This is a genomic window from Streptomyces asoensis (assembly GCF_013085465.1).
GTDB lineage: Bacteria > Actinomycetota > Actinomycetes > Streptomycetales > Streptomycetaceae > Streptomyces > Streptomyces cacaoi_A.
In genome coordinates, this window is record NZ_CP049838.1 from 135,583 (window position 1) to 161,225 (window position 25,643).

The window sequence follows — 25,643 nt, forward strand, 5'->3', positions numbered from 1 at the left end:
GCCGCGATCTCTGCGCGGTTCCATTGAATCCAGTACATCCGGGGGTGCTGTTCGAAACACACCCCCTGTAATGTACGAACTGGACGGTTTTTTATTGGGTCTCCGGGCTCATCGACGAGAAGGAGGCCGGGAATTGGTGAAGCAGGACCGGGCGATCCGCACCCGGCAGACGATCCTGACGGCGGCGGCCAAGGTCTTCGAGGAGCGCGGCTACCAGGCCGCGACGATCAGCGAGATCCTCCTCACCGCCGGGGTGACCAAGGGCGCCCTGTACTTCCACTTCCCCTCCAAGGAGGACCTGGCCGAAGGGGTGATCCACGAGCAGGACCACGACCTGCCCATCCCGCTGCGCGCCTGCAAGGTCCAGCAGCTGGTGGACACGGTGGTCCTGCACGCCTACCGCCTGCGCACCGACCCCCTGGTGCGGGCCGGTGTCCGCCTCGCGCTCGACCAGCAGACCCAGGGACTGGACCGCAGCGGCCCGTTCCTGCGCTGGAGCGATGTCGGTATCGCCCTGCTGGAGCAGGCGCAGGCGCAGGGCGAGCTGATGCCGCACATCGTGCCCGCCGAGACCGCCGACGTCCTGGTGGGGGCGTTCGCCGGCGTGCAGGCCATGTCCCAGGCCATGTCCAACTACCAGGACCTGCCGCACCGGGTCACCGCCCTGCTGCGGCACGTGCTGCCCAGCGTCGTGGTGCCCTCGGTACTCGCCGCGGTGGACATCACCGAGGGCAGAGGAGCCTTCGTCCACGCCGAACTCGACAGCCTGCGCACCCCGCAGCACCCGGCGCCCGTCAGCTGACCGCGCCCGCCGCCGCATCCCCCACCTGCCCGCCGCCCGCCGCGCCTGCCACCTGCCCGCCGGCCGCCGGATCACCCCCGGCCTGCCCGCAGTCCGCAGCACCCCCGGACGCCGCACCCCCGGACGCCGCGTCCCCGGGTGCCGTGTCCCCGGACGCCGTGTCCCCGGGGGGCGGGGTGCCCGGGCCGCAGTACGCCCGCAGGGCGGGGGCCAGCGCGCCGCCCCCCGCCGCCCAGCCGGCATACCCGTCGGGGCGCACCAGCAGCGCCTCGCAGTCCAGCGCGGGCACCGGGGCGGCCCGCACCACCCGCACCAGCTGTGCCCACGGCCGCGCCTGGCGCGCATAGCGGCCGGCCCGCTCGCCGAAGAGCAGCAGCAGCGGCAGGCCCGCGGCCAGCAGGCCCGTCACATCGGTGCGGCCCTGCGGCGTGCTCAGCGCGGCGTTGGGCACGAAACGCCCCTCCCAGGGCGAGGAGCCGGCGCCGCGCGCGGGCAGCACCGTGTCCTGGGCGCTGACCATGGACGCCAGGACCGTGCCCTCCGCGCCGCCGCGGGCCATCAGCTCGCCGAACAGCGCGCGCAGCGGGTCGAGTCCGGGATCCGGCCGCATCAGGGCCAGCTGGGCGCGCGTGTGGTCGATGACCCGCTGCGCGGCGGGCCGGCGCTCCGCGCCATAGGTGTCCAGCAGGTCCTCGCCCGCCCTGCCGCGCACCGTGAACGCCAGCTTCCAGCCCAGGCCCAGCGCGTCCAGCAGACCCGTGCTCAAGCCCTGGCCGCCGATGGGGAAATGCACGTGCGCCGCGTCCCCCGCCAGCAGGATCCGCCCCCTGCGGTAGGAGGAGACCAGCCGGGAGAAGTCACTGAACCGGCTCAGCCACCGCGGGCCGTCCATCGCGATGTCACGCCCCGCGATGAAGGACACCTCCCGGCGCAGCTCCTCCAGATCCAGCGGCGCATGCCGGGCCGGGTGCGCGCCCGAGCAGTTCAGCGTGCGCAGGCGCATCACACCGCCGCCCGCGTCCTTGGCCAGGATCCAGCCGCGCCCGCTGCGGTGCCAGCCCGGCCGCAGCGCGTCCGCCTGCCCCAGCCGGACATCCCCCGCCATCGCCGACACCGTCGCCGGATACGTCCGCGCGCCGAAACCCGCCAGCTCACGCACCACACTGCGCGCACCGTCCGCCCCCACCGCATACCCGGCAACGAAACACACCGGCCCGTGCGGCCCCTGCGCCTCGACCCGCACCCCCTGCGGCCCCTGCCACACCCCGCTCACCCGGTACCCACGCCGCACCTCCGCACCCGCAGCCCTGGCCCGCTCCTCCAAAGACCGCTCCAGATCCTCCTGCGCACACTTCACCACCGCCCGCGGCTCCCCCGCCGGCGCCCCGATCACCAGCCCCCCGATCCCCGCAAAATGAAAAGAACTCCCCCCCGACACCCCACCCGCACCCGCACCCGCACCCGCACCTACAGTCACGCCCGCGGCCTCCCCCGGCCCCGGCCCCTCCCCCGCCTCCGCGCCCACATCCGCGCCCGCATCCGCGAGCACACCGAGATGACCGCGCCGGGCAAGACACTGCACGGTCCGCGCATGCAGCGTGGTCGCCTTCGGCTGCCCGCTCACCGCCCCCCGCGCCTCGACCACCACCGTCCGCACCCCGTACCCGGCCAGCTCACACGCCAGGAGCAGCCCGACCGGCCCCCCACCCACCACCACCACCTGCGCCCGCACATCCCCCGCCATACCCCGGACCCCCTCCTTCGTCCCCGGCCCACGCCGGGAGCCAGTATCACCGACCGGACAGCAGCCGGAGAGCAGAAAAACACCACCCACCACCAGGGACTGCCCGGCCGTGGAGGCAGGACGCACCGGATGATCCGGACGGGGCCGGATACCCCGCCACCACCACACCCGGCACACCCCCACGCCACCGCCAGGCCGCCAGGCCGCCAGGCCGGCAGGCCCTGGACCGGCGGACCGGCGGACCGGCGGCGGAGCAAAGCGCCTGCCCAGGCCGCCAGCCCCCCAGCCGCGGGCCAGGCCGGCGCTCCCGCAGCCGCGGGCCAGGCCGGCGGACCCGCAGCCGCTCCCAGGCCGCCCGGGCCCCCGCCCGGCCCGCACGAGCTTCCCGCCCCACCGACCGGGCCGCCCACGGCACACGAACAGGACAGAAAATATACGGGACGGACGGTTCACTACCACCCCTGCCCCACAGCCGCCCGGAGCACATCAGGGACCCCACCGGCCATCCCGCCCGCGCCTCCCACCGCCGGTCCCGGCCGCCTCGGCCCGGACCGGCAACAGCCCCGGCAAGCGGGCACCGCCGGCACCCACACCGTCGCCTCCGGCCTTGACCTGCACACCTCCTGCGGCCCGGCGGACCGCGTCGCGGGCGGCACCACCCGCGCCCGCCGACGGCTTCGTTTCAACAGCTCAGACGGTCCGGCACGAGGTCCGCACAGCACGCACGATGATGATTCCGTCATGCACGGTGGCAGGCATGACGGAACAGGACATCTACCACCACCTGCGTGAGTTCCGTGAGCCCTTCGACAAGCCCGCCCCCCTGGCCTGGCCCGAAATCAGCCGAGGCCAGCTGCTTGGTGATGAGCCGGAAAAGCAGCACCAGCCCGTCGCGCACCGGCTGCGCACCCGGCTGGAGCCTCAGCTGGCGGCGGATCTGGTCCTCATGCTGGAGACCGACGCGGAGGACGCCGCACTGGGAGTCCTCAGGGTCCCGGACCTCATCGTGACCGACGAGGAGGAAGCAGCAGCCGCCGGTGACGCGATCGACCCCCGCCGTTCCCCTCTCGTGATCGAGATCGTCTCGCGGCCCAACCCCAGCAGGGCCGGGACGGCATGCCGGGCGGGCCGGAGGCACGGGGCCGGAGGCACAGACACAGGCACGGGGCCGGAGGCACGGGCAGGCGCAGACCGGCAGGACACAGGCGGAGCCGGAAGGGCGGGCGTAGGCACCGGCCGGGCCGAAGGCACGTACAGCCGTACAGGCATGCGGGCATGCGGGCATGCGGGCATGCGGGCACGGATACAGGGCCGGCGAGGCGGACAGGGGGCGGGGCCCGGCGCGCGCTTCAAATCTGCTCCACAGCCGCTCGAGCCACCCCGGCGCACGGACCCCGCCGCATACCGGCGCCCGCCCGGCCACGATCCGCCAACTCCCCAGCCGCACAAGCCCCGTTACCGGGCCGCGACGGCGGGCGGGACAAGCCGTTCAGCGACGCAGATCACCCTGCCCCCCGGCTACAGCACGGCCCGGGAAATGGGTAGTCTCGGACCGACCACATATGTTACCGCTCGGTAGTCCCGTTTTCGCAGGTTCGAGGAGTCCGCCCATGCAACTCGCCGCGATCATCGTGTCGCTGGTCCTCATCGTGGTCGGTGTCGCACTGTTCGGCCGGGCCGTCCTGGCGATCTACCGCTTCATCACGCTCGGCCAGCCGGCCGCCGCCCGGACCCGCACCGACCGCCCCCTCACACGCACCCTCACCGTCGTCCGCGAGTTCGCCGGCCACAGCCGCATGAACCGCTGGGGCGTCATCGCGGTGGCGCACTGGTTCGTGGCGGTCGGCTTCTACACACTGCTGCTGACCATCGTCAACGCCGCCGGCCAGCTCTTCCGGCCCGACTGGCTCCTGCCCGTCATCGGCGACTGGACCCCCTACAACGTCTTCGTCGAGTTCCTCGGCACGATGACGGCACTGGGCATCATCACCCTGATCACCGTCCGCCAGCTGAACCGGGCCGGCCGCCCGGACGGCAAGTCACGCTTCGCCGGCTCCAAGACCGGCCAGGCCTACTTCGTCGAAGCCGTCATCCTCACCGTCGGCATCTGCATCGTGGTCCTGCACGCCCTCGAAGGCGCCCAGCACCACATCCCCCGCTACCAGGCCTCGTTCTTCATCTCCTACCCCCTGCTCACCCGCCTCGAAGAGCTCGACACCTCCACCCTGCACACCCTCACCTACTTCTTCGCCGGCCTGAAGATCGCCGCCTCGTTCATCTGGATGATCGTCGTCGCCCTCAACACCAACATGGGCGTCGCCTGGCACCGGTTCCTGGCCTTCCCCAACATCTGGTTCAAACGCAACCCGGACGGCGCCACCGCCCTGGGCGCCCTGCTGCCGATGACATCGGGCGGCACACGAATCGACTTCACCGACCCCCGCGACGACGACGTCTTCGGCGTCTCCCAGGTCGAGCAGTTCTCCTGGAAAGGCCTGCTGGACTTCTCCACCTGCACCGAGTGCGGCCGCTGCCAGTCCCAGTGCCCCGCCTGGAACACCGGCAAGCCCCTCTCCCCCAAGCTGCTGATCATGTCGCTGCGCGACCACGCGCACGCCAAAGCCCCCTACCTCCTCGCCGGCGGCGGCAAGAACATGGAGGGCGAGGAGAAGGCGACCGCCGAGCAGCTCGCGGACGTGCCCGCCGCGGCACTGGCCGAGGCCGAACGCCCGCTGATCGGCACCGCCGAGGAGAACGGCGTCATCGACCCGGACGTGCTGTGGTCCTGCACCACCTGCGGCGCCTGCGTCGAGCAGTGCCCCGTCGACATCGAACACATCGACCACATCGTCGACATGCGCCGCTACCAGGTCATGATCGAGTCCGCGTTCCCGTCCGAGGCGGGCACCATGCTCAAGAACCTGGAGAAGAAGGGCAACCCCTGGGGGCTGGCGAAGAAACAGCGCCTGGAGTGGCTCAAGGAGGTCGACTTCGACATCCCCGTCGTCGGCCGCGACATCGAAGACCTCACCGACGTCGACTACCTGTACTGGGTCGGCTGCGCCGGCGCCCTCGAAGACCGCGCCAAGAAAACCACCAAAGCCTTCGCCGAACTCCTCCACATCGCCGGCGTCACGTTCGCGATCATGGGCGGCGACGAGAAGTGCACCGGCGACTCCGCCCGCCGCCTCGGCAACGAGCCCCTCTTCCAGGAACTCGGCATGGAGAACGTCATGGCGCTGAACACGGCGTTCGGCGAGGAGACCGGCGACGACGGCAAGGTGACCGAGGCCTCGCGCAAGCCGAAATCGGCGAAAAGAATCGTCGCGACCTGCCCGCACTGCCTCAACACCATCGGCAACGAATACCCCCAACTCGGCGGCGACTACGAGGTCATCCACCACACCCAGCTGCTCCAGCACCTCATCGACGACGGCAAACTCACCCCCGTCACCCCGGTCGAGGGCCTCATCACCTACCACGACCCCTGCTACCTCGGCCGCCACAACAAGATCTACACGCCTCCGCGCGAGATCATCGCCAATGTCCCGGGTCTGCGGAACGAGGAGATGCACCGCCACAAAGAACGCGGCTTCTGCTGCGGCGCCGGCGGCGCACGCATGTGGATGGAAGAACGCATCGGCAAACGCATCAACAACGAACGCACCGACGAAGCCCTCTCCCTCAACCCCGACATCATCTCCACCGCCTGCCCCTTCTGCCTCGTCATGCTCACCGACTCGGTCAACGGCAAGAAGAACGAGGGCAAGGCCAAGGAGTCCATCCAGGTCGTGGACGTCTCCCAGCTGCTGCTGGAGTCGGTCAAGACCCCGGTCGACGACGAGCCCCCGGCGGGCGAGGCGCAGACCGAGAACACACCCCAACCACAACCCACCACATAAACGGCAGACCACCAACACACCACCCACCACACACCACCCACCACACACCAACCACCCGACGCGATAAAAAAGGCCCAGAACCTCCCCGAACCGACCACCACAACCACTTCACTCAGACCGTTACTCAGCTGGTGATCGCGGACGGGAAAGGCGAAGCAGGCCAGGACACCGGGACACTTCAGCAACTCGCCGCTGGAAACCGGGGTGTTGCTGACAACGTGAAAGTCACCCTTCGCGCCGACCACCACACCCCTCAGCGTGTGCACACCGGCAGCGGGCCGGGCCATCGCCACAGCCTGTCTGCACCTGGCCCGCGGCAACACCCGGGCCGCCCTCGGACGACCCGGCGCGACCTTGCCAAGTCATGTCCTCGCTCTTGGCCCTGTATGAGAGGGGTTCTCGGCGCCCATGGTCAGGGCCGAGAACCGCCGTAGGTCAAACCGTCACCAGAGGCCCCGTAAGCCCTAAGAGCTCGTAACAGGATCATGGGTGGGCGTTTTTGAGGCGTCGCCAGCAGATGAGGCTGAATGCCAGGGAGACGAAGGCCTCGTGGAGTTCGAGGCGTCGTTCCCATCGGATGGCGTGGCGTTTGAACTGGTGGAGGAGGGCGAAGGCCTGCTCGGCGACGTAGCGGAGTTTGTGAAGCTCCGCCTGTCGTTCGCGAAGTTCAGCCGTGTGGCGTGCCTGCTACCGGTTGGCCGCGAGGAAGTCCTCCAGGATCTCGACAAACCGCGCCGGCTGCTCCTCGGCCGGGTAGTGGCCGCAGTCGTCGAGGACGACCCCCGTGACGTCGTCGGCCGCCAGCCGCATCGTCTGGGCGGCATTCGCGCCGCTCCACAGCGCGCCGCCGACGGCGAGCACCGGCAGCGTCAGCCGGGTTTTGCTGCGCTGCTCGTTCTGCGCGATCGTCTCGTCCAGCGCCCGGTAGTACGCGAAGCTCGCCCGCAGCGCGCGAGGATCCGCGGCGATCGCATCGACGTAGACGTCGACGGCGTACGCGGGGATCGCGTCCGGGGTGGCTGCCTTCTTGGCGAACTGCCAGCCGAAGAAGAGCCGCTCCCGTCCCCGGACCAGTTCCTCGTTGAGGTCGGTGAGCCGGTTGAAGCCGAACTGCCAGAGCTTCAGGTTGACCGCGGCCGGGCCGAAGAACGGCGGGGACGGCGTGAGACCGGGGATCACTGCTTCGAGGATGGCGAGCCGGCCCACCCGCTCGGGGTGATCGGCGGCGAGGGCGTATCCGGTCCACGTACCGATGTCGTGGCCGACCACGTCGAACCGGTCGTGCCCGAGCGCGGCCATCAACGCGACCAGATCGGCGGCCAGCGTGCCGGCGTCGTACCCGTCGTCGGGCTTGTCGGAGAGCCCGGCGCCGCGCGAGTCGACGGCGACGACGGTGTGCTGGCGGGCGAGCGCGGGCATCACCTCCCGCCAGGCGTACCAGGTCTGGGGCCACCCGCCGATCAGCAGCAGCGCCGGGCCGTTTCCACCGGTGACCGCGTGCAGCCGCAGCCCGTTCACCTCCACGAGCCGGCTGGTGAATAAGTCGAGGAATCCGTCAGGCAGTTGCAGCGAACGCAAGCTTGTCATGCCGGCGACCATACCCATCTTTGAATGATCGGTACAAGATGTGTAGGCTGACGGACCATGGCAGGCCGCAAGCAATTCGACGTGGACGAGGCGCTACGACGTGCGATGCACGTCTTCTGGCGCTGGGGCTATTCGGAGGCCTCGATCGATCGCCTGACCGAGGGCACGGGCCTGGGCCGGGGCTCGCTCTACGGCACCTTCGGCGACAAGAGCGCCCTCTTCCGGAAAAGCCTCCAGCGGTACGCGCAGACCTACCACCCGCTGTACGAGCAGGCGCTGTCCGGGCCCCACCCGAGCCCGAGCGCCGTTGTGGCCGCCTTCCTACAGGTCGCCCTGAACCGTATCGCCGACCCGACGGTCCCGGACGGCTGTCTGCTCACGGTGTCGGCAACGCAGTTCCCGGCCCTTGACGCGGAGGGCCGGGCGATGGTCCGCGCCATGATCGACGGTTTGCGGGCGAGGCTGGAGCAGGCGTTGCTGGCGACGGGGGCTGGTGAGCAGGAGGCGGCAGAGCTGGCGTTGTGCACGCTGGCGACGAACAAATCTCTGGCGGTGCTGAGCCGCGCCGGCTTCTCGGGCGAAGACCTGGCAACCGTCGCGGCAGCCGCCGCCAAGAATGCCAAGGCTCTGCCGAATCGACCGGCCGAACCGTCGGGGCCGCGATAGGCGGGAACGACTCCGTCGCCAATGGAGCTACAGAGACCTTGGGGCAGCCGGCGGCTCGGCAGGAAGTGACTCGGCACAGCCCTACTGGGGGCTGAGCCGACCCGGGCGACTCGATCGCCCCACCGGGGGAAGGAGCTGACCTGAGCCGCCTCGGTCTTCGGGCTCTTGGAGCTCGTAAAAGGGTCATGGTGGGCCTTCTTGAGGCGTCGCCAGCAGATGAAGCTGCAAGCCAGGGAGACGAAGGCGTCGTGGAGTTCGAGGCGTCGTTCCCATCGCCGGTCGCGTCTCCCCTTCCTTGGCGCGGCCGTGGGTGCCGTCCACGCACGCGCGGGTCCAGTCGAGTTCGCCGGCCGCGTTCAGTTCCGCGAGCAGGATGCGGTCCAACCTGTCGAAGACGCCTGCCTGCTGCCAGCGGTCCAGGCGCCGCCGGCAGGTCTGCCCCGAGCCGAACCCCGGCTCCAGGGGCAGGAGCTGCCAAGCGACGTCCTGGTGCAGGACATACAGAATGCCCTCCAGACACAGCCGGTCCGCCACCGGCTTCGGCCCCGGAGACCGCTCGGGCCAAGGCGGCAGCAACGGCTCGATCAGCGCCCACAAGTCGTCGTCCACGATCCACGGCCGAGTCGTCACACCCACCCGAACGATCAGACCGTCACAACAGTCACGCCCGACCAGGACCGTTCAACAAGATCGGGTTACGAGCTCTAAGGATTGCCGAGGGGGTTCGACAGCACGTGTGGGGCCGATCTCGGTGCACTGTACGCAGAACAGCTGACCGGCTGACGACAGCCGGGTCGGTCAGGGGAACAACCCCTCGGTGACGGCCGGCACGGCGGGGAATGTCATCTCGAGCAACGGCAGGAAGTAGAACACGGCGAAACCCGCCGTAGCGGCCGTCAGCGTCAGCGGCCACCAGAACAGCCATCCGGCCGGACCCGCTTGGGGACGGATGAGGCGCAAAACCCGTGCGGCCAGATGCGGCCAGCCCACGAGTGTGATGCAGCCACACAACAGTGCTCCCAACGACCAGGGCAGAACGGGCTCCAGAGTAAGAGTCGCCTCGTTGTACACCCTGCCGTAGGGAGTCAGTGGCGTCAGCCGGCTGCCGACAATGACGCCTAGGGCCAAGAGCATCACCCTTGCGGCCGCGTCGGCCAATGAGCGCGCAAACGAACTGTTACCGTGCCGCTCCTGCCGCCAGACGCCGACCGCCATGAAGCTTCCAAGCGGGGCTCCGACCAGTAGATTCATGAAAAAGAAGGTCGGCTTCTCGGACGGGTCGATGTGCAGCCTGTTACTCATCGAAGCCGCGACGGTGACACACGAGACCCCTGCCAAGACACCTCCGAGGAGGACGTAGAGCCAGGGAAGACGCAATAACCCACCCGGCTCGGCCAGCAGACGCAGCCGGGCCCGAACGGGGGGATGACACTTCCACCAAGCGGTCAAAACCACCCGACCCAGGCGTCGGGGCGCGACGTGGCTCCGTTTCCGCTCGGCGAGTCGAAGCGCCAGTTCGAGCTCTTGCGGTCGCGTCCGGGCAGCACGCAGATCGGCGTAGTTCTCCCGGCAGCGCAGCATCTCCCTGATGATGAGCTCGATGAGGAGTGCGAACAGCGTCAGCGTCAGCGCACCGAACAGCAGGCCAGTGTGGCCTTGGCCGGCCGTGTCGAGCGCCAGCAGACAGGTGAAGAGAAGGGCGCTCACCAGATTGCCGCATCTGAGTCCCGCCAACAGGTGGAGCAGCATGACATCTCGATTGCGCAGGTGGGCGAGTTCGTGGCTGACGACCGCCGTAAAGATCTGGCACGCGGTGTCATCCCTTCTGTCGCCCAGAGCGAGCAGGCCCGGCCCCACGACGAGGTAGGGCCGCCAGACGGGCATCCAGGTGCTGCCGCCTACGAAGGCCTGGTCACCGATCCTCGGCACCAAGAACACTCTCGGGCGCCGTTTGAGTCCCACCTCCGACGCCAACGCGTCGATGCGCTGGGCGGCCAGAGGGTGCCGGACCAGGTCGAGCGGCCGGCGCCCCCTGTTACGCACCACTCTCCAGCTCATCTCCGTACCGAAGAGCACCAGCCACCAGACCCCATACGCGACGGCATAGGGAATGTGGGTATTCGGGATGACACGCTCGTCGCTCCCTCCCGGGAACTGCTGCTCGGCGTAACCGACGGCGGTCTCCATATACACGCAGACCGCGATAAAGAGAAGGAGGAAGAGCAGGAGGGTGTTGCGCGGGTGGGCAAACACATCAGTCCGGCGGTCCCGAACTACGCGCGCAGCCGGCCGGTCCGTCGCAGTCACGTGCCCTCCTCCACAACCAGGCAGGTCACGACAGCGTCCGCAACCGCTTTGGCGTGCTCGTAGGGCAGCATCCGCTGCGCCTCGGCGAGGGCCTTAACATGAATCGCCGTGAGCTGCTCAGCCGAAAAGCTGCCGGAACGAATCACGGCTTCCGCCTCGGTCGGCCGCCGCAGGAGCCTGCTCAACAGCCGCGTCACGGAACGACCGGTGGCGTCGGCAAGCGGTTTCGTGACGCCTTCCGTCAGTGCCTGCCCGAGTGCCACGCAGACGAAGACGACGGCAGGAGCCATCACATCGACCAGGCCGATGCCGCTCCCACAGGCAATGTCACGCTCACGCCCACGGTCTTCCCGGCGCAGTTGTGCCCGGGCCCGCCTCAGATGGTCAGGCATGTCGGCCTCGAAAGCGGCGACTTCGTCCGGGGCCACCTGCCGCAGCACGCGGAGCGCGAACTCCGCGAGGCCGATCTCGCTACGCCCTGCGGCCTCTTCTCCTCCGACCGCCCCACCCCGGCTCGTCTCCATGAGGATCCCCCTTGCAGCGACCATGTCGTATTGAGCTCGTCAGCCGAGCAGAAGGAGATCTTCCTGCAATCCAGCGGCGTCGTGGGTGCAGTCACTTCGTTTGATCGGAAGACGTCGAAAAACTCTCACTGCGGAAATTCCCGCGCATAAAATCGCAAGGTGCTCTCGGGCAAAGTGTTCCCGCCTCGACGTAGAGATCACAACCGATCGCTGTCACCTGACGCTTGTCGGGCAGCCGCCAAACCTCCGCTTTCCGCCGTCAGGAAGTACCCGGCCCAAAGTCCCGCGTGCCGGCCGGGGAGGACGGACGCCACCGCGGCGACGCATCTGCCGCATGGCCCGAGGATGATGCCACCCGCTCCGGAGACACTGACAGACCGCTGACCAGGAGGCTTCACAAACGGGGCCGCGCCGTCGGCCGCCCCGAGTCGCAAGCGCTGCGACAGCCGGTCGCCGACATCCTGGGGGGACGGCCCGGTCCAGTCGAGCGCCCGGGCTCTGGACAGCGGTCCAACTCGGCCTGCCGGTCACCCGCCCCCAGCCCCACAGCAGTTACGGCGCGCCCTCGCATGTTCTCCGCTTCTCCCGGCGTGACAGGCACGCCTGGATAGCCCTGCCCGACCTGGACGCCGTAAAGATCGCCAGGCGTACGAGATACCTACCGAACGGATTAGCGACAAGGGAGTGGAGTCCTCGCAACGACTGGGCCGCCACCGCTGGACCGTAGAGCGCACCATGGCCTGGCTCGCCGGCTGCCGCCGCCTCCATCGACGCTACGAACGCAAAGCCGACCACTTCCTCGCCTTCACCTGCATCGCCTGCACCCTCATCTGCTGCCGCAGGCTCTGCGGGGCACGTTCAAGTGCTCCCCACGGGCGTGGAACGCCTTCGCCGCCCCGCAGGTTGGCCGCCCACTTGTCGTCCTGCGTGCGCTTCACCGGCCGCTTCTCCTCGGCGGCAGGGGCTAGGGAGAACGGGTACAGCCGGACGGGGGACGCAGGTGCCACGGTACGAGGGCGTGCGGGAGGTGGCTCATCATCGGCCCGGCCGTCGGGATGTGCCCGTCAGGCCCTTGACCGGGTGCCGCTTCGACGGAGGATGGGGGAAGAGAGCGGGTCTGCGTGGTGAAGTGTGGGCCTCTGACAACTCCGACAGCAGGGAGCGTTTCTTCCGATGACCGCACAGCCCGCACGTCCTGAGCGCAGCGGTCCCGTGACCGCCTCGGTCATGGATGTCTCGCCGTTCAAGCCTTCTCTCGTCAAAGCGGTGTTCAGGGACGTGACCCCGATGCACGTCTCTCGGTCGGCCGCGTGGGCCGCCTCGTCGGTGACGCGGACAGTGCTGACGGAGATCATCGACGGCGCGAGGAGAGCGGCGGCGGCGGAGGCACGGAAGAAGCTGATTCCTGGGGACCTTCTCTCGGCGATCGACCGGAACGTCGAGCTCGAGGTGGGAGCCAAGTGGTACGACCACAGCCCGACGTTTCAAGGCCTGACCGGTGTCCTGTACGACGCCGAGGGTGTCATCGTGCCTTCTCGTAAGCGCAGCAGGTCGCGCAAACCGAGTGCTGTGGTCGGCGCCCACAGGTTCGAGGCCGGGGTCAAGAAGCTGCTGTGGAGCCAGGGGGCGACGGCCGTCCCGGCGATGGTCCGCGACCTGGACGGAATCGCGAGCGTGTTCCTGACGGACCTCGCCCGGGACGCGGCCATGGTCGTCCGCGAGGGCGGGGTCAAACGTTTCGGTACGGTCACCCTAGTGATGGCGGGCGAACCGGCCCCACCCCCGTTCCTCAAGGATTCCCTCCGGGCCCCGTACGCCCGCAGGGGGGACGGGCGGACCATCGGCAGGGATGACATCCTGGCCGCCACCACGATGCAGTTGTTCGGCGGCAACCTCAGGCAGCGAGCCCTCACCGAGGCACGCGAGGCGACACAGAACACTTCGGCCGGCTGAGCGGGTGCGACCAACATCGCTGCCTGCACCCTCATCTGCTACCGCAGACTCGCCAAATGAGATGGCCTCTGAGAGCTGTCCCGTAAGTGATCTTTGGCATGAGAGTGGTTGGCCAGGACTGGATCGTGGGGCTCCGGTGGGCTCCACCGCCACGGCCGTATCGTTCTCGCGGACTGTCCGGTCTGATCACTTGGCGTCCGAGGCGACCCAGGGTGCGATGGATGGCGGGCGGATCTGCCCGGGGGGAGATGAACGGCAGAGTCCGCCTGCTACGGTGCGCCGATGTCAGCGATCAAGAAGTTCCAAGTCACCTTTGACTGCGCAGAACCTGAGCGTCTTGCTCGTTTCTGGTGCCAGGTGTTGGGCTACGTCATACCGCCGCCACCAGAGGGGTTTGCCACTTGGGGCGATTTCAAGCGTTCACAGCCCCCTGAGCAGCGGGATTCGTGGTTCGCCTGTATCGATCCCTCAGGTGTGGGCCCGCGACTGTACTTCCAGCGCGTTCCCGAGGGGAAGGCCGTCAAGAACCGGGTGCATCTTGATGTTCGGGTCGGCACCGGACTCGTGGGTAAGGAGCGCCTCGCCGCACTTGAGGCCGAATGCGCGCGATTGGTCCCTCTCGGTGCGGTACACGTGCAAACGCTGTATGACGGCAACGATGCGTGCATCCCGATGCTGGACATCGAGGGCAACGAGTTCTGTATCGACTGAGCATTCCCCGAGCCGGGGTGGCGGGGAGCCACCTTTCTTGGGTCTCTCCGGCCTCGTACGGAGCGGGAGTCACCCCGCGAGGGCGAGGTTGTGCAGCCGGGCGATGCCGAGCAAGGCCGTGTGAACGCCGGCGCCCTTCAGACGGCAGACACGAAGGATCTCCCAGGTCTTCATCCGGGCGAACACGTGCTCGACACGGGCGCGGACCTGCTTGTGGGACCGGTTGTGTTCCTCTTTCCAGTCCGGGAGTTCTTCGCCCTTGCGGCGACGCTGCGGAATGGCCAGTCCGGTGCCCAGACAGCCCCCGTCGGCGATGGTCATCGTGTTGCCGACTGCGGCCGTGGCACCGGACTCTTCCCAGCCGCGGGAGTCGTGCCGGTTGCCCGGCCTGGGCCGGGCCGGCCACCACGACCAAGCCGGTGTCAGCGCCGATGACGACCTGGTGGGCCGTGGAGTAACGGTAGTTCTTCGACTGCTCGGCAACGGTGGAATCCCCGGAGTACCAGCGTGCCGACGACGAGGATGGTGTCCTTACGGAATCGCCTGCGTGGCTGCACGGCGAGCATCGGCCCGAAAATGGTCGGCGGCCGACTTGGAGATCCCGAAGAGCGGTGCCAGCTGGCGCATCGCCAAGTCCGTACGCCAGCACGCCGCGACCAACGGAATACGGTCCTCCAGCGACAGGCTCCACGGCCGCCCGCGATGCACGTCGGCCGCCTGCTCGCGCTGTACAGCGGTCACCAACTTACCGAAGCAACGCGGGCTCAACCCGGCGAACGAGGCTATCCAGACACCTCAGGGTCCCAACTCGTCAAGCCGTGGCCGTCATCCCGCTGTGTAGCCTGTCGATCTGTTCTATCGGGATGCGGGTGGCACGTGCAGACGTTGGTGGAGGAGGATGTCGCGGAGGCGCTTCGTGACGGGGGCGGCGAGGCGATTCGCCTGTACGTCTCCGCCTGCACCGAACGTATGGCGCCACTGTTCGTGGGCCTGCGGGCGGGCGTGCCGGGGCGGGAAGCCGAGCTGGACTTCTCTGCGGAGTCCGTGCGCGATCTTTGGTTTGTCGAGCGACCGCTCGTCGACGCCGCCGAGCGCGTATGCCTGCTGGAGCGGTTCCCGGAGCTTCAGCTGGACGAGGAGGGGATCACCCATGTCGCCGACACTTACGCCTTCTTCGCTGTCCTCTGCCTGCGATATGCCCCGCTAGCGCACGGGTCAGGAAGCGCTGATGAGGCGGTGTCCTGCGGCCATGCGGCGCTCACCGCGATGGGGATGCTGGACCAGAACGTGGCGGGTGCCAGCCTTCTCGCCGAGGAGCAACGGCTCCAGTCCCTCTCGCTGAGCGGTGACGCCTCAGGCCTGTGGAACGCGAGCGTCACGGCAGGGCGGGAGAGGTTGCATGCTGTGCTGGACCGCCTGCCCGGCTAGGCATGCTCCTGATCGCTGCCGGTCAGATACGGCCTCTTCTTGGAACTCCTAACGAATGATCTTCGAGCTGGTTGGATCGCTCCGGGGCTGACGACCTGGGAGTGTGCGGTGGCGCGGCCGAAGCCGTGGGAAGTCGAAGACGAGCTGTGGGCGGTGATCGAGCCGTTGCTGCCCAAGGTGGAGCGTCGGACGCGGCATCCGGGACGCAAACGGCATCCTGGCCGGTTGGTCTTGCAGGGCGTCCTGTTCGTGCTGTGCACCGGGATCGCCTGGGAACATCTGCCGCAGGAACTCGGCTTCGGGCCGGGAATGACCTGCTGGCGCCGCCTGGTCGAGTGGACCGAGGCGGGTGTATGGCCCCGGCTGCACGGGGTCCTCCTCGCCGAACTCCGCAGCGCGAATGCCCTCGATTTCTCCCGTGCAGCCGTCGACGGCTCCCACATCCGGGCGTTGAAGGGAGGCGCCAAGACTGGACGAAGCCCGGTGGACCGCGGGAGGACGGGCAGCAAACACCACCTGATCACCGACACCACCGGCATCCCGCTCGCCGCCACCCTGACTGGGGGCAACCGCAACGATGTCACCCAGCTGATCCCGCTCCTCCACGCCGTGTCGCCCGTACGCGGCAAGCGCGGCAGGCCCCGACGCCGCCCCGACGTGGTGCTGGCCGACCGCGGCTACGACGACGACAAGTACCGCCGACTGGTCTGGACCCACGGGGTGAAGCCGCCGATCGCCCGCCGTGGCACCGAGCACGGCTCCGGACTGGGCACCCAACGCCGGGTCGTGGAGCGCGTGTTCGCCCATTTGCATTGGTTCCGCCGCTTGCGAATCCGCTGGGAGATACGCGACGACATCCACGAAGCGTTCCTCACTCTCGGTTGCGCACTCATCTGCTGGCGACGCCTGATGCGATCGCGTAGGGGTGCTGGGTGAGACGACGTGCCGGACTTCCTGACGTCGCAGTTGCGGAGATGCGTAAGGCCGTAGTGGCGGCGAGGTTTTCTGACGGGACGTGCCGGTGGGGCGGATCAGTGGGTGAAGGCGACAGATTCAGCGAGATCCTTCTGAGTCTCGAGCGCGGTGAGACGTTCGGTGAGTGCCGCGTGGATTGCGCTGTAGGTGTCGGAGCCGAGAGTCAGGCGCAGTGGCGGGCTCGGGTGGCGGGTGGTGTCGTAGATGGCGGCGGCGAGCTTGGCCGGGTCGCCGGTGAAGACGCTCTCGTCTGCGGTTTCCAGGTAGTGCCGGGTCTGGCCGACGGCATTGTCGCGGTAGACGGTCGTTTCGGTGGTGTATTGCAGGGCCGAAGCGAAGCCGGTGCGGGTGGCGCCGGGCTCGACCAGAGTGAGGTGAATGTTGAAGTCGCAGACCTCGCGGCTGACGCTCTCGGTGAAGCCCTCCAGCCCCCACTTGCCCGCGTGATAGGAGCTGTGAGTGGGGATACCGACCTGGCCGCCCACGCTGGAGATCTGGATGATCCGGCCACCGCCCTGCTCACGCATCGGCGGCAGGAAGGCACGGGTGATCACCATCGGCGCGAGCAGGAGGACCTCGATCTGGTCGCGAATCTGCTCGACGGTCATTTCCTCGGCGGCGCCCACAACCGCGTATCCGGCATTGTTGACCACAATGTCCACCGGCCCGGACCGGAGAGTCCTGCCGACCACCTTGTCCACGTCGGCCGGCCGCGTGAGGTCGAGGATCTCGACAGTCAGCCGGTCGCCGTACGTCTCGCGCAGGTCTTCCAGGGCTGCCGGGCGGCGGACCGTCGCCGTAACGCGGTCGCCGTTCCGGAGGGCGTGCTCGGTGAGATGACGGCCCAGCCCACCGGAGGCTCCGGTGACGAACCAGTGACGTAAGGCCTTTTCGGAGGGAGCGGGCATGGGGGTCTCCTGAAGTAGAGTGATACCGGAATCCATTCCGTTTAAAGTTAAGCGGAACGGATTCCGGAAAGCAACCGGAGACCGACACCGAAGGAACCCGCATGCCCGCCACGCCCCGCCGCACCAGGAGCGACGCGCTTCAGAACCGCGAGCGCCTGCTGGAGGTCGCCGCGCAGGCCTTCTCCGAGCAGGGGCTGGACACCGCGCCTGCCGCCATCGCCAAGCAGGCGGGCGTCGGTGTCGGCACGCTCTACCGGCACTTCCCGACTCGGGAAGTCCTCATCGACGCCGCCTACCGGCGCCAACTCACCCAGGTGTGCGAGAAGGTGAACGACCTTCTCACCCAGCATCCGGCCGCCGAGGCCACCCGGATGTGGATGGAACACTTCATCCACTACGCCACGGCAAAGAGCGGAATGTCCGAAGCCCTCAACGCGGTCATCGCCTCCGGCATCGATCCATACTCCGACAGTCGCGCACTCCTTACCGACGCCGTCGCCACCCTCCTCACGGCCGGCGCCCGAGACGGAAGCCTGCGAACGGACGTCGCCCCGGACAATGTCCTACTCCTCATGGGTGGCATCGCCTATTCCGTGCAGCACGGCACCAAAGAGCAAGCCCGTCCGCTCGTCGACCTCTTCATGGACGCGCTGACCAAGAACTCGACCGCGAGCTGAGCCCAAACTCCCGGACCGGCACGCCAACGCGAGTGCAGCCACGGTCAATTCATCGAGTGGCTGTGTCGGCATACTGACCTTGAATGCGTGATGTCGTCTGTCCGGTGACATCGAAGTTGGTCGGTTGCGGCGCCTTGACCTGCGGCAAACAAGGTCGAGGACACAACTTCCCAGCGTCCGCGCTGGGCCGCAGTGTTAGAAGCTGAGTCACATCTCCTTTCAGCAGGTCACAGCGCCATGAAGCCCGGTCGTGATCTGGTTTGGCGTTCGGTCGGGCGTCGATGGGCGGGCAGCCGAACGGCACGGAGGTACCTTCAGGCGGCTGCCGCGAGAGTGGCCGGGACCGCCTTGGTGCGGCGGAGCTGCCGGGCCAGGCGGCGGGACATCAGGGTGATGAAGGCCCACTGAATGTGGGCTTCGGCATGGGACATATTGCGTTCGTAGTCCCTTGCGTTGCGCCGGGCCCGCCTCGTCCACGAATTCGACCGTTCCACCACCCACCGCTTCGGTAGCACGACAAAGCCGTCGGCGTCCTTGGGGCGGGGAACTCCTCGCCGCCGTAGGCGTTGTCGGGAGAAGGCGTTCGAGCAGGGTCCATTCGAGGTCGCTGGTGTCGGAGGGGTAGTGGTAGCGGGGCAGCAGCATGACGGTGCCGGGCCACGGCCTGTGGAGGGAGCCAACTGCGGGGCGGTCGCGGCCCGTTGCCTGTCTTTCCGGTTCACTCCAGGTTGGACAGCACCTGGAGGGTGAACTCGATCGCGCCCATCTCGGCCATGACGGTGCGGATATAGGGGTCGTCGGGGGTCTTGGTCTGGTGCGGGAGGAGGATTCCGGCGATGAAGTTCTCGACGCGGTGGTGGACGGTGTCGAAGAAGGCCCGTTCGTAACCGATCCACACCTCCGGCGCGTCGTCCAGCAGCTGGTATCCCCACTTTCTGTCCCAGGTCACGGGCGGCAGACCGCGCGCGGCGGCGACCTTGCGCAGGTGCGCGAGCCCGGTGTGGATCTGCGCGCGGGTGCGTTCGGTGGCGGCCATGAGCTGGGTGATGGTCAGTCCGGCGGGGCGGGCCTCCTGCCGGGCGCTGAGGATCGCTTCGGCGTGAACGTGAGCGGTGACTCCCCGCCCCATCGCCTACTCACCCGAGCCATTCAGCAGCTTCTGGAGCTGCTCGTCCAGGTCGATCTCGCCGCGGGTGACGGCGTTCTCGATCCAGTCTGCGGCGACGCGTACCCGCGAAAGTCCTCGGCCGATGGTGTCTCGTTCGGCGTCGTCGTAGTGTTCGCCGCGCAGGTTGGGAACGATCCTGCCGGCCGTGGTGACGAATTGCGCGCAGGCTGCGACCAGGTCCATGAACTGGGCACTGTGCTCCATGTGTAGTTGCGGGGCTGCCTCCTGGTGCACGAACTGGGCCTGCTGGCGGAACCGGTCGAACTGGGCTTCGTTGACTGCATGCCGGGCGGTGTCGTCGGCCATGGCCTTGTTGGCGACCGCCGGACGGCGCAGGAAGTCAGTGGTCACCGCCGCCGCGACCGCGTCGTCGGTGGCCAGGTCGTGGATCGCTTCGGCCTTCTCCTGGACGCTCTCCGGGGAGTCGACCTTCCAGCCCACCATGCGTTTCGCGCTGTCGTGCGTCCACCGGGCCTGGCCGCCGCGCGGGCTGGGCGGGGGGGTGACCGCCTCGAAACGTTCCTGCTCATCGGGGATGCCGGCCAGGATCTTGTGGATGGTGTGTGAGACGTCCGCCCGTCGGCTCTCCTTCGGCCAGCGCGAGGACACTCACCGGTAACTGCGGACCGTCGTATAGGCCAGTCCCACGTCTTCGGCGAACATCCGGATGGCCTCACTGGCGGTGAACAGGTCTTCCTTCCCGGACGGATTCGCGCCCCCCATACGAGCGCATCGGCTCGATCTCCACAGCCGCGTCCCCGAGCCGCCACTGAGCGCCACTCAGCGTGGCCACCCAGTCCCGCCCCAGCTTGACCAGCTCGTCGTAGCGTTCCCGGGTCACACTGCCGATCATCGCGGGCATCCGGACATCACCCCCGGCGGACCCGGGTGCGGCACCCATTTCATGCCGTCAACTCGCCCCGGCAGACCGTCGCATCGCACGATCCGACCGGCACCAAGGCCCCGCCAGGGCACACGCCCTCGCAGCGAAGCACGATGCCAGCCGCCGAATGCGCGGTCTCACAACCGGGCGTCCCTCGCGCGCCGCTTGTGCCAGGCCCGTTTGCGGCAAGCGGGAGAGCAGTACCTTGTCGAGGCAGGATGCTCGACCCCGACCGTCCACCACGCGCCGCACTCCGGGCAACTGGACGTCACGCAGGCCTGGACCGCCTCGGTCCTCGCCCGCGCCCGCCCGCCGCATCCGCCGCCGGTGCCGCGACCGGCAGGCCGACGAACAGAACACTGCTGTCACCTTCGCCGACGGCATCAGCGGACCACCGCACCCACGGCACAACCGCGGCCCCGCATCGTCGTCCGTGACCACGCCCAGCCGCAGCCGGGGCACGCCGTCCCTGCCCATGCAGTCACCGTACGACCAGCCGCATGGCGCCCGAGGGAACAGGGCCTCGGTGCCTCGAGGCGGGTCCGCGGCGCTCACGCAGATCTGCAGCAAGAACTTTCCTGGTTGGGCCTATGACGAAGCTGACAGGACGGCACAATGCTGCTGCTTGCGTGAGCGTACGGCTACGCAGAGGGATCAGCATGCTCGGAGGGCAGTATGACGGGGGCGGACGATGGGTCGTTGTACGAACGGGCGAGCGATCGGCATCGGCGGGGGCGGCCGGAGGAAGCCGTGCCCCTGCTGCAAGAACTCCTCCGGCAGGAGCCCGAGCACGTTGCCGCGCGGTACGCGTACGGGATTTGTCTGACCGACACCGGCAGGCATGGCGAAGCGCAAGTGCAGTTCCGGCGCCTCCTGGACGGCGATCCGCGGCACTACGAGGCTGCCTACCGCCTGGGCCGGCTCCTCCAGGCAGACGCCGATCCGCAAGGGGCGGCGGAGGCGTACCGCAAAGTCCTGGAGGCTGCCCGGCAAGTGCTCGGGGTAGCCGAGTTCCGCGACACAGCAGCCAGGCTGCGAGCCTGCCAGGACACTCCCGGAACCACCGTCCCCGTGTCTCCCCCCGCCCCCGCCGGGCTACCTGTCACCGGCAGGCCCATCACCCCGGGCCCACCGACCCTGCGCGCCCAGTCCGACACCCACCGCGTCGCCGACCGGGGCGCACCGGGGAAGAAGGTCCGCCTGATGCCCCGCCATCTCATCCCCGCCATGGTGGGGAAGGCGTTTCTCGCCGTTGTTGCAGCCCTTGCTGCGGCCCAGGTTCTGGTGGCCAACGAGGTCGCACTGCTGCTCCTGGCCATCACCTTCTTTCTCCTGCCATGGGTTGTCAGCCTGCTCGTCGGTGCTGCCGCCGTCGTGGGCACGCTCACGGGAGTCTTGGGGGGCGAGAGCCTGCTGGAGTATCTGTCGTTTGTGCCGATGACCGTGGTACTAACCGTTGCGGCCGGGGTCCCGGTGGCCCTGGTGAGGTCGCGCACCTGGAGTGCCGATTTTTACGAATACGGAGTCGACGTAAAGTCCGGCTTCATCCGCCGCAAGGTCCAGTTCGTCTGGTACTACCAGATCGTCGAGTCACCCAGCTATGTACGCACCTTCGGCACGTACTTCACCAACACGGCGTCACTCGGCCTCCGCTACAACGAGGCGGGCGCTTACTCGACTGCCTACGTGGAGCTGCCGGGTATCGGCACTCCGAACCAGGTGAAGGAGATCGGCCGGTACGTCGAGTCACGGATCTTCCCCGAGCGTTATGACGTCCGGAAGTTCGTGACGTGACCCCGCCCCGACCCAACGGGCGGCCGCAGGAATCACTCCATGGTGCCCGGCGGGTCGATGGCGAAGAAGCTTTCATGACCGCACGCACTGGCGTCCCCGTCTGGGCAGACCTCCCCGTCCCCTTCCGTACCCGTCACTGGGCCGTCGGGCAGCCCACCGTCGAATTCGAACCCGGTCGCTCCGAAGTCCTCCCCGGGAAGATGCTGTTCGGTATCCCCGGCCGACCCGCCGCCCGGGACCGAGGGCTGCTCCTGCCCGCCTTCCTGCCCAGACGAGTCGCCCGACACAGGAGACTGCTGAGGCTGGCCCGGTCCGCCGCCCTGCGCTGCATAAAGTGCGTCAGTGACCGCGTCTTGTCCCTGGGGCTGTCCGGTGTCGGCTGTCGGACCAGCAGAGCTGAGGCCCGGCATCGGCACAACAGAGGTCGCATCTTCCGTCGAAGCATCCAGAACAGCTGCGGGAGCAGCGCCGCCGGTGCTGACGGCGACCTCAGTGACCTGTGCGGGGGCCGGAGCGTCGGCCGTGGGGCCGGGACATTCGTCGCCCGTCGGCAAGGCAGTTGACGATACGGCCTGTTCCGCTTGATGCAGGGGCTGCTCGACTTGGTGGTCCGGTGCCTGTTGACCCACTGGATCCTGGTCGGCATGAGTGTGCGCGTGCGTCGCCATCGGTGGAAGCCCGGCGTTGACTGCGGAGCCTGGCACGGCATGCGGGTGCGAGGAGTCGATTGGCTCCTTGCCGGGGGTCGCATGCGGTGCTTTCTCGTCCCAGTCAGCGGAATGCTCGGCCACCTTCGCCGGTTGGGTTCCCGTCTGCGACAAGCCGCCGCCTACGCTGGGCGAGCAGCTGAAACACGTGACAGGTGCGTCGGGGGACGGTTCTGCGCACGCTGTGGTCTCGGGTACGCCGGCTACGACGCCACCGTCCTGGTACCCGTACGGCAACGATGTGTCCGGGTGAGCGACGTCTGCGGTGGCGTCTGGTGAATCCTGCTGCTGCAGCCGCAGCAAATCGGCTTCCGCGTCCCGCACGCCGGCAAGTCCCCAGGCCAGCTGATCCGGACCACCAGGACTCACTGGCCCATCTCCCGAGCGGAGCCATTGGCCCAGACCCGTCCGCTTCACGATTTCTTGCGTGACAACAAGGAAACGCATGTATGTCGCGTTCCCGTCGTCGAAGACGTGCTGGTAGCTGTAGAGGTAGTGCTCAGCGGCGGCCAGGTCTTGATCCCTCCAGTAGCGAGGGATGTCATCGCGATGGTGCTTCGCCAGTCCCCAGGCGTTCAAAGCGCGCTCTTGGGGACTGCTGCCAGAGGCCATGCCTCGAAAATGAGCTATCCAGTGGCTCACACGGTCCGCGTTCACGGCCGCCGACGGAGTGCCCCGCCCGACCATCGCCCCTCCGTCACGGTTCGTGGGGGTTGATGGGCGTGGGTGTTGTGATCACGCCCTAAAGGTCTCCTGATCAGTTTGCGCTCCGGACATGCCCGAGATACAGGCATGTGTCCACTCTGCTGAGAGCAGCCGGCCCGTCCCGCGCCCAGGCCCGTGCGTGTCCGCACCCGGAAGCCGGGCGCAATCCGGCTGTCCCTGGCCCCACTGCGCTGAGCACCCACTCTTCGACATCCCGAGCACATACTGGCGGCGCGTCGAGGCTTCGGAGACGTCCGGGAGTAATTCCGCGGCGAATTTTCCTGGTTGGGCCTATGGCGAAGCTGACAGGACGGCACAATGCTGCTGCTTGCGTGAGCGTACGGCTACGCAGAGGGATCAGCATGCTCGGAGGGCAGTATGACGGGGGCGGACGATGGGTCGTTGTACGAACGGGCGAGCGATCGGCATCGGCGGGGGCGGCCGGAGGAAGCCGTGCCCCTGCTGCAAGAACTCCTCCGGCAGGAGCCCGAGCACGTTGCCGCGCGGTACGCGTACGGGATTTGTCTCACCGACACCGGCAGGCATGGCGAAGCGCAAGTGCAGTTCCGGCGCCTCCTGGACGACGATCCGCGGCACTACGAGGCTGCCTACCGCCTGGGCCGGCTCCTCCAGGCAGACGCCGATCCGCAAGGGGCGGCGGAGGCGTACCGCAAAGTCCTGGAGGCTGCCCGGCAAGTGCTCGGGGTAGCCGAGTTCCGCGACACAGCAGCCAGGCTGCGAGCCTGCCAGGACACTCCCGGAACCACCGTCCCCGTGTCTCCCCCCGCCCCCGCCGGGCTACCTGTCACCGGCAGGCCCATCACCCCGGGCCCACCGACCCTGCGCGCCCAGTCCGACACCCACCACGTCGCCGACCGGGGCGCACTGAGATTTTCGGTGAAGCTCAAGGCACGGCACCTGCTGTCCGTGATCGCGAAGCGCTTCCTGATCGCCGTCGCGCTGACCTTGGCCGGCTACGTCCTCGCGGAGCTGGGCATCGGTCTGGGAATGCGTGCGTACAGCCTGGTCCCCGCGCTAGTGGCGTGGATCTACTTCCTCTCCTCCTTCGTTCTCCTGCTGGTGAAGCCACGGACCAACGGCGCCGACTTCTACGAATACGGAGTCGACGTAAAGTCCGGGTTCATCCGTCGCAAGGTCCAGTTCGTCTGGTACTACCAGATCGTCGAGTCACCCAGCTATGTACGCACCTTCGGCACGTACTTCACCAACACGGCGTCACTCGGCCTCCGCTACAACGAGGCGGGCGCCTACTCGACTGCCTACGTGGAGGTGCCCGGTATCGGCACCCCGAACCGGGTGATGGAGATCGTCCGGTACGTGGAATCGAGGGCCTTCCCCGAGCGTTACGACGTCCGGAAGATCATGACCTGATCCAGAGTCTCCGGGGCGGCCTACGCCATCATCCCGGGCGGGGCGAAGGAAGCGAGGCTCTCGAAGCCGCCTGCTCCGGCATCCCCGTCATGGGCCCCGGCACCGTCCACGCCGGGGCTGTCCGCGCCGGCATCCGTCACGGGGCCATCGGGCAGTCCCCCGTCGAAGTCGAACGAAATCGCCCCAAAATCTGCCCCCGGAAGGTGATGCCCGGCCTGCGCGCCGTTGCTGGATGCGGAGGGCTGCTGTTGCCCGCCCTCCTGCCCCGAGTCTCCCGAGGCAGAAGACGGCTGCAACTGACCGGCCTCGTCGCTCTGCCCTGTCGGAGGAGTGGCCGTGACCGACTCCTGGAGCGCCTCCGCCGACAGGGGTGCCCCCGTCGGCGGCCCGCTGACGGGGATCCCGTCCACCGAGTTTTCGGGACCTTGAGGCTGCCCAGCGTCGGCAGGCGGCCCGGCGGGGTTGGAGCCGGGCGCCACCGTCTCGGTGCTCGCGTGATCAACCGGGGTGGCTGGCCCGGCTGCGAAGGCTGTCCCCTCGTCGGAGCCAACCCCAAAGACCTGCGCGGGAGTAGGGCTGGAAACTCCGGGGACGACAGGATGCCCATCGCCCGTCGGAGAACCACCAGGCGAGAAGGCGTGTATCCCGCCATACGCAGACCCGGCATGGTCCGTGGACCCCGGCGCCATCGGATCCTTGCCAGCATGTGCGGGATGCGCCGCTCCTGGCAGAGATCCAGGATCCGCAGCAGAACCAGGCACTGCGTGTGGGTGTGATGCATCCAGGGTCCCCTTGCCCGGGACCGCGTGC

At 68.3% G+C, this 25,643-nt stretch carries 22 protein-coding genes and 3 pseudogenes; 11 read left to right on the top strand and 14 right to left on the bottom strand.

The window, feature by feature from the left end; all coding sequences use genetic code 11:
* The first annotated feature begins 133 nt into the window (after positions 1 to 133).
* The gene (locus G9272_RS00625; RefSeq protein WP_171394679.1) at positions 134 to 802 is read left to right on the top strand and encodes a ScbR family autoregulator-binding transcription factor; all 669 of its coding nucleotides are present in this window, start codon (positions 134 to 136) and stop codon (positions 800 to 802) included.
* On the opposite strand, the gene G9272_RS00630 is transcribed toward G9272_RS00625, so the two are convergent.
* Together G9272_RS00630 and G9272_RS00635 are read right to left on the bottom strand one after the other, a co-directional pair.
* Entirely contained in the window at positions 795 to 2,546 is a 1,752-nt protein-coding gene (locus tag G9272_RS00630) for an FAD-dependent monooxygenase (RefSeq protein ID WP_171394680.1), read from the bottom strand. The genes G9272_RS00625 and G9272_RS00630 overlap by 8 nt on opposite strands.
* 739 nt (positions 2,547 to 3,285) lie before the next feature.
* The gene (locus G9272_RS00635) at positions 3,286 to 3,444 is read right to left on the bottom strand and encodes a hypothetical protein (protein WP_171394681.1); all 159 of its coding nucleotides are present in this window, start codon (positions 3,442 to 3,444) and stop codon (positions 3,286 to 3,288) included.
* Between the two features lie 712 nt (positions 3,445 to 4,156).
* Here G9272_RS00635 and G9272_RS00640 point away from each other — a divergent pair.
* On the top strand, positions 4,157 to 6,448 hold the full coding sequence (locus G9272_RS00640) for a (Fe-S)-binding protein (RefSeq protein WP_171394682.1): 2,292 nt from the start codon (positions 4,157 to 4,159) through the stop codon (positions 6,446 to 6,448).
* 687 nt (positions 6,449 to 7,135) lie between these two features.
* Here G9272_RS00640 and G9272_RS00645 read toward each other — a convergent pair.
* On the bottom strand, positions 7,136 to 8,035 hold the full coding sequence (locus G9272_RS00645) for an alpha/beta fold hydrolase (RefSeq protein WP_171394683.1): 900 nt from the start codon (positions 8,033 to 8,035) through the stop codon (positions 7,136 to 7,138).
* Between the two features lie 57 nt (positions 8,036 to 8,092).
* On the opposite strand from G9272_RS00645, the gene G9272_RS00650 reads away from it, so the two are divergent.
* Positions 8,093 to 8,701: a TetR/AcrR family transcriptional regulator gene (locus tag G9272_RS00650; RefSeq protein ID WP_171394684.1), complete on the top strand. Its 609-nt coding sequence runs from the start codon at positions 8,093 to 8,095 to the stop codon at positions 8,699 to 8,701.
* A 183-nt stretch (positions 8,702 to 8,884) separates the two neighbouring features.
* Here G9272_RS00650 and G9272_RS00655 read toward each other — a convergent pair whose 3' ends face one another.
* The 3 genes from G9272_RS00655 to G9272_RS00665 form a co-directional block, all read right to left on the bottom strand.
* A complete protein-coding gene (locus tag G9272_RS00655) occupies positions 8,885 to 9,310 on the bottom strand; it encodes a transposase (RefSeq protein WP_171394685.1) in 426 nt (141 codons plus the stop codon).
* Between the two features lie 189 nt (positions 9,311 to 9,499).
* Positions 9,500 to 11,008 (bottom strand): M48 family metallopeptidase, encoded by a 1,509-nt coding sequence (locus tag G9272_RS00660; RefSeq protein ID WP_171394686.1) that lies wholly within the window; start codon positions 11,006 to 11,008, stop codon positions 9,500 to 9,502.
* Positions 11,005 to 11,532 carry a hypothetical protein gene (locus G9272_RS00665; RefSeq protein WP_171394687.1) on the bottom strand — a complete coding sequence of 176 codons (528 nt, stop codon included), beginning with the start codon at positions 11,530 to 11,532 and terminating at the stop codon, positions 11,005 to 11,007. The genes G9272_RS00660 and G9272_RS00665 overlap by 4 nt, the downstream gene beginning before the upstream one ends.
* Before the next feature lie 660 nt (positions 11,533 to 12,192).
* On the opposite strand from G9272_RS00665, the pseudogene G9272_RS00670 reads away from it, so the two are divergent.
* Positions 12,193 to 12,381: pseudogene (locus tag G9272_RS00670) on the top strand (transposase); the annotation flags it as partial.
* On the opposite strand, the gene G9272_RS00675 reads toward G9272_RS00670, so the two are convergent.
* Complete coding sequence (locus tag G9272_RS00675; protein WP_171394688.1) at positions 12,306 to 12,539, bottom strand: hypothetical protein; 234 nt, start codon at positions 12,537 to 12,539, stop codon at positions 12,306 to 12,308. The pseudogene G9272_RS00670 and the gene G9272_RS00675 sit on opposite strands and share 76 nt — an antisense overlap.
* 166 nt (positions 12,540 to 12,705) lie before the next feature.
* On the opposite strand from G9272_RS00675, the gene G9272_RS00680 reads away from it, so the two are divergent.
* Both G9272_RS00680 and G9272_RS00685 read left to right on the top strand, forming a co-directional pair.
* Positions 12,706 to 13,485, top strand: a complete 780-nt coding sequence (locus G9272_RS00680) for a hypothetical protein (protein ID WP_171394689.1) — start codon at positions 12,706 to 12,708, stop codon at positions 13,483 to 13,485.
* A 282-nt stretch (positions 13,486 to 13,767) separates the two neighbouring features.
* Positions 13,768 to 14,196, top strand: a complete 429-nt coding sequence (locus G9272_RS00685) for a VOC family protein (protein ID WP_171394690.1) — start codon at positions 13,768 to 13,770, stop codon at positions 14,194 to 14,196.
* A gap of 69 nt (positions 14,197 to 14,265) precedes the next feature.
* Here G9272_RS00685 and G9272_RS00690 read toward each other — a convergent pair.
* Positions 14,266 to 14,982 (bottom strand): annotated as a pseudogene (locus tag G9272_RS00690) (transposase).
* A gap of 90 nt (positions 14,983 to 15,072) precedes the next feature.
* On the opposite strand from G9272_RS00690, the gene G9272_RS00695 reads away from it, so the two are divergent.
* Together G9272_RS00695 and G9272_RS00700 are read left to right on the top strand one after the other, a co-directional pair.
* A complete protein-coding gene (locus tag G9272_RS00695; protein WP_171394691.1) occupies positions 15,073 to 15,624 on the top strand; it encodes a hypothetical protein in 552 nt (183 codons plus the stop codon).
* A gap of 108 nt (positions 15,625 to 15,732) precedes the next feature.
* Positions 15,733 to 16,560, top strand: coding sequence for an IS5 family transposase (locus G9272_RS00700; RefSeq protein WP_171394692.1), 828 nt, complete (start codon positions 15,733 to 15,735; stop codon positions 16,558 to 16,560).
* A 95-nt stretch (positions 16,561 to 16,655) separates the two neighbouring features.
* Here the strand turns inward: G9272_RS00700 and G9272_RS00705 are convergent, their stop codons facing one another.
* Positions 16,656 to 17,507, bottom strand: a complete 852-nt coding sequence (locus G9272_RS00705; RefSeq protein WP_171394693.1) for an SDR family oxidoreductase — start codon at positions 17,505 to 17,507, stop codon at positions 16,656 to 16,658.
* Between the two features lie 101 nt (positions 17,508 to 17,608).
* Here G9272_RS00705 and G9272_RS00710 point away from each other — a divergent pair, with 101 nt between their 5' ends.
* A complete protein-coding gene (locus G9272_RS00710; protein ID WP_171394694.1) occupies positions 17,609 to 18,184 on the top strand; it encodes a TetR/AcrR family transcriptional regulator in 576 nt (191 codons plus the stop codon).
* A 365-nt stretch (positions 18,185 to 18,549) separates the two neighbouring features.
* Here G9272_RS00710 and G9272_RS00715 read toward each other — a convergent pair.
* The 4 genes and pseudogenes from G9272_RS00715 to G9272_RS44920 form a co-directional block, all read right to left on the bottom strand.
* Positions 18,550 to 18,732 (bottom strand): annotated as a pseudogene (locus tag G9272_RS00715) (IS5-like element IS4811 family transposase); the annotation flags it as partial.
* A 170-nt stretch (positions 18,733 to 18,902) separates the two neighbouring features.
* The gene (locus G9272_RS00720) at positions 18,903 to 19,313 is read right to left on the bottom strand and encodes a RacP protein (RefSeq protein WP_171394696.1); all 411 of its coding nucleotides are present in this window, start codon (positions 19,311 to 19,313) and stop codon (positions 18,903 to 18,905) included.
* 3 nt (positions 19,314 to 19,316) lie between these two features.
* Positions 19,317 to 19,961, bottom strand: a complete 645-nt coding sequence (locus G9272_RS44915; protein ID WP_253267633.1) for a DUF6192 family protein — start codon at positions 19,959 to 19,961, stop codon at positions 19,317 to 19,319.
* Between the two features lie 64 nt (positions 19,962 to 20,025).
* Positions 20,026 to 20,214 (bottom strand): hypothetical protein, encoded by a 189-nt coding sequence (locus G9272_RS44920; protein WP_253267634.1) that lies wholly within the window; start codon positions 20,212 to 20,214, stop codon positions 20,026 to 20,028.
* 696 nt (positions 20,215 to 20,910) lie between these two features.
* Between G9272_RS44920 and G9272_RS00730 the strand changes: the two genes are divergently transcribed.
* Entirely contained in the window at positions 20,911 to 22,029 is a 1,119-nt protein-coding gene (locus G9272_RS00730) for a tetratricopeptide repeat protein (RefSeq protein ID WP_301272110.1), read from the top strand.
* Between the two features lie 32 nt (positions 22,030 to 22,061).
* On the opposite strand, the gene G9272_RS00735 is transcribed toward G9272_RS00730, so the two are convergent.
* Positions 22,062 to 23,348 (bottom strand): hypothetical protein, encoded by a 1,287-nt coding sequence (locus G9272_RS00735; RefSeq protein ID WP_171394698.1) that lies wholly within the window; start codon positions 23,346 to 23,348, stop codon positions 22,062 to 22,064.
* 471 nt (positions 23,349 to 23,819) lie between these two features.
* Here G9272_RS00735 and G9272_RS00740 point away from each other — a divergent pair, with 471 nt between their 5' ends.
* A complete protein-coding gene (locus G9272_RS00740) occupies positions 23,820 to 24,833 on the top strand; it encodes a tetratricopeptide repeat protein (RefSeq protein ID WP_301272111.1) in 1,014 nt (337 codons plus the stop codon).
* Positions 24,834 to 25,643: the final 810 nt, after the last annotated feature.

Excerpts from the sequence above, each read along its gene's own strand:
- G9272_RS00630 (WP_171394680.1), bottom strand. The coding sequence starts at position 2,546 with ATGGCGGGGGATGTGCGGGCGCAGGTGGTGGTGGTGGGTGGGGGGCCG.
- G9272_RS00640 (WP_171394682.1), top strand. The coding sequence starts at position 4,157 with ATGCAACTCGCCGCGATCATCGTGTCGCTGGTCCTCATCGTGGTCGGT.
- G9272_RS00645 (WP_171394683.1), bottom strand. The coding sequence starts at position 8,035 with ATGACAAGCTTGCGTTCGCTGCAACTGCCTGACGGATTCCTCGACTTA.
- G9272_RS00650 (WP_171394684.1), top strand. The coding sequence starts at position 8,093 with ATGGCAGGCCGCAAGCAATTCGACGTGGACGAGGCGCTACGACGTGCG.
- G9272_RS00665 (WP_171394687.1), bottom strand. The coding sequence starts at position 11,532 with ATGGAGACGAGCCGGGGTGGGGCGGTCGGAGGAGAAGAGGCCGCAGGG.
- G9272_RS00680 (WP_171394689.1), top strand. The coding sequence starts at position 12,706 with ATGACCGCACAGCCCGCACGTCCTGAGCGCAGCGGTCCCGTGACCGCC.
- G9272_RS00685 (WP_171394690.1), top strand. The coding sequence starts at position 13,768 with ATGTCAGCGATCAAGAAGTTCCAAGTCACCTTTGACTGCGCAGAACCT.
- G9272_RS00705 (WP_171394693.1), bottom strand. The coding sequence starts at position 17,507 with ATGCCCGCTCCCTCCGAAAAGGCCTTACGTCACTGGTTCGTCACCGGA.
- G9272_RS00710 (WP_171394694.1), top strand. The coding sequence starts at position 17,609 with ATGCCCGCCACGCCCCGCCGCACCAGGAGCGACGCGCTTCAGAACCGC.
- G9272_RS00720 (WP_171394696.1), bottom strand. The coding sequence starts at position 19,313 with ATGGGGCGGGGAGTCACCGCTCACGTTCACGCCGAAGCGATCCTCAGC.
- G9272_RS44920 (WP_253267634.1), bottom strand. The coding sequence starts at position 20,214 with ATGCCCGCGATGATCGGCAGTGTGACCCGGGAACGCTACGACGAGCTG.
- G9272_RS00730 (WP_301272110.1), top strand. The coding sequence starts at position 20,911 with ATGACGGGGGCGGACGATGGGTCGTTGTACGAACGGGCGAGCGATCGG.
- G9272_RS00735 (WP_171394698.1), bottom strand. The coding sequence starts at position 23,348 with ATGGCCTCTGGCAGCAGTCCCCAAGAGCGCGCTTTGAACGCCTGGGGA.
- G9272_RS00740 (WP_301272111.1), top strand. The coding sequence starts at position 23,820 with ATGACGGGGGCGGACGATGGGTCGTTGTACGAACGGGCGAGCGATCGG.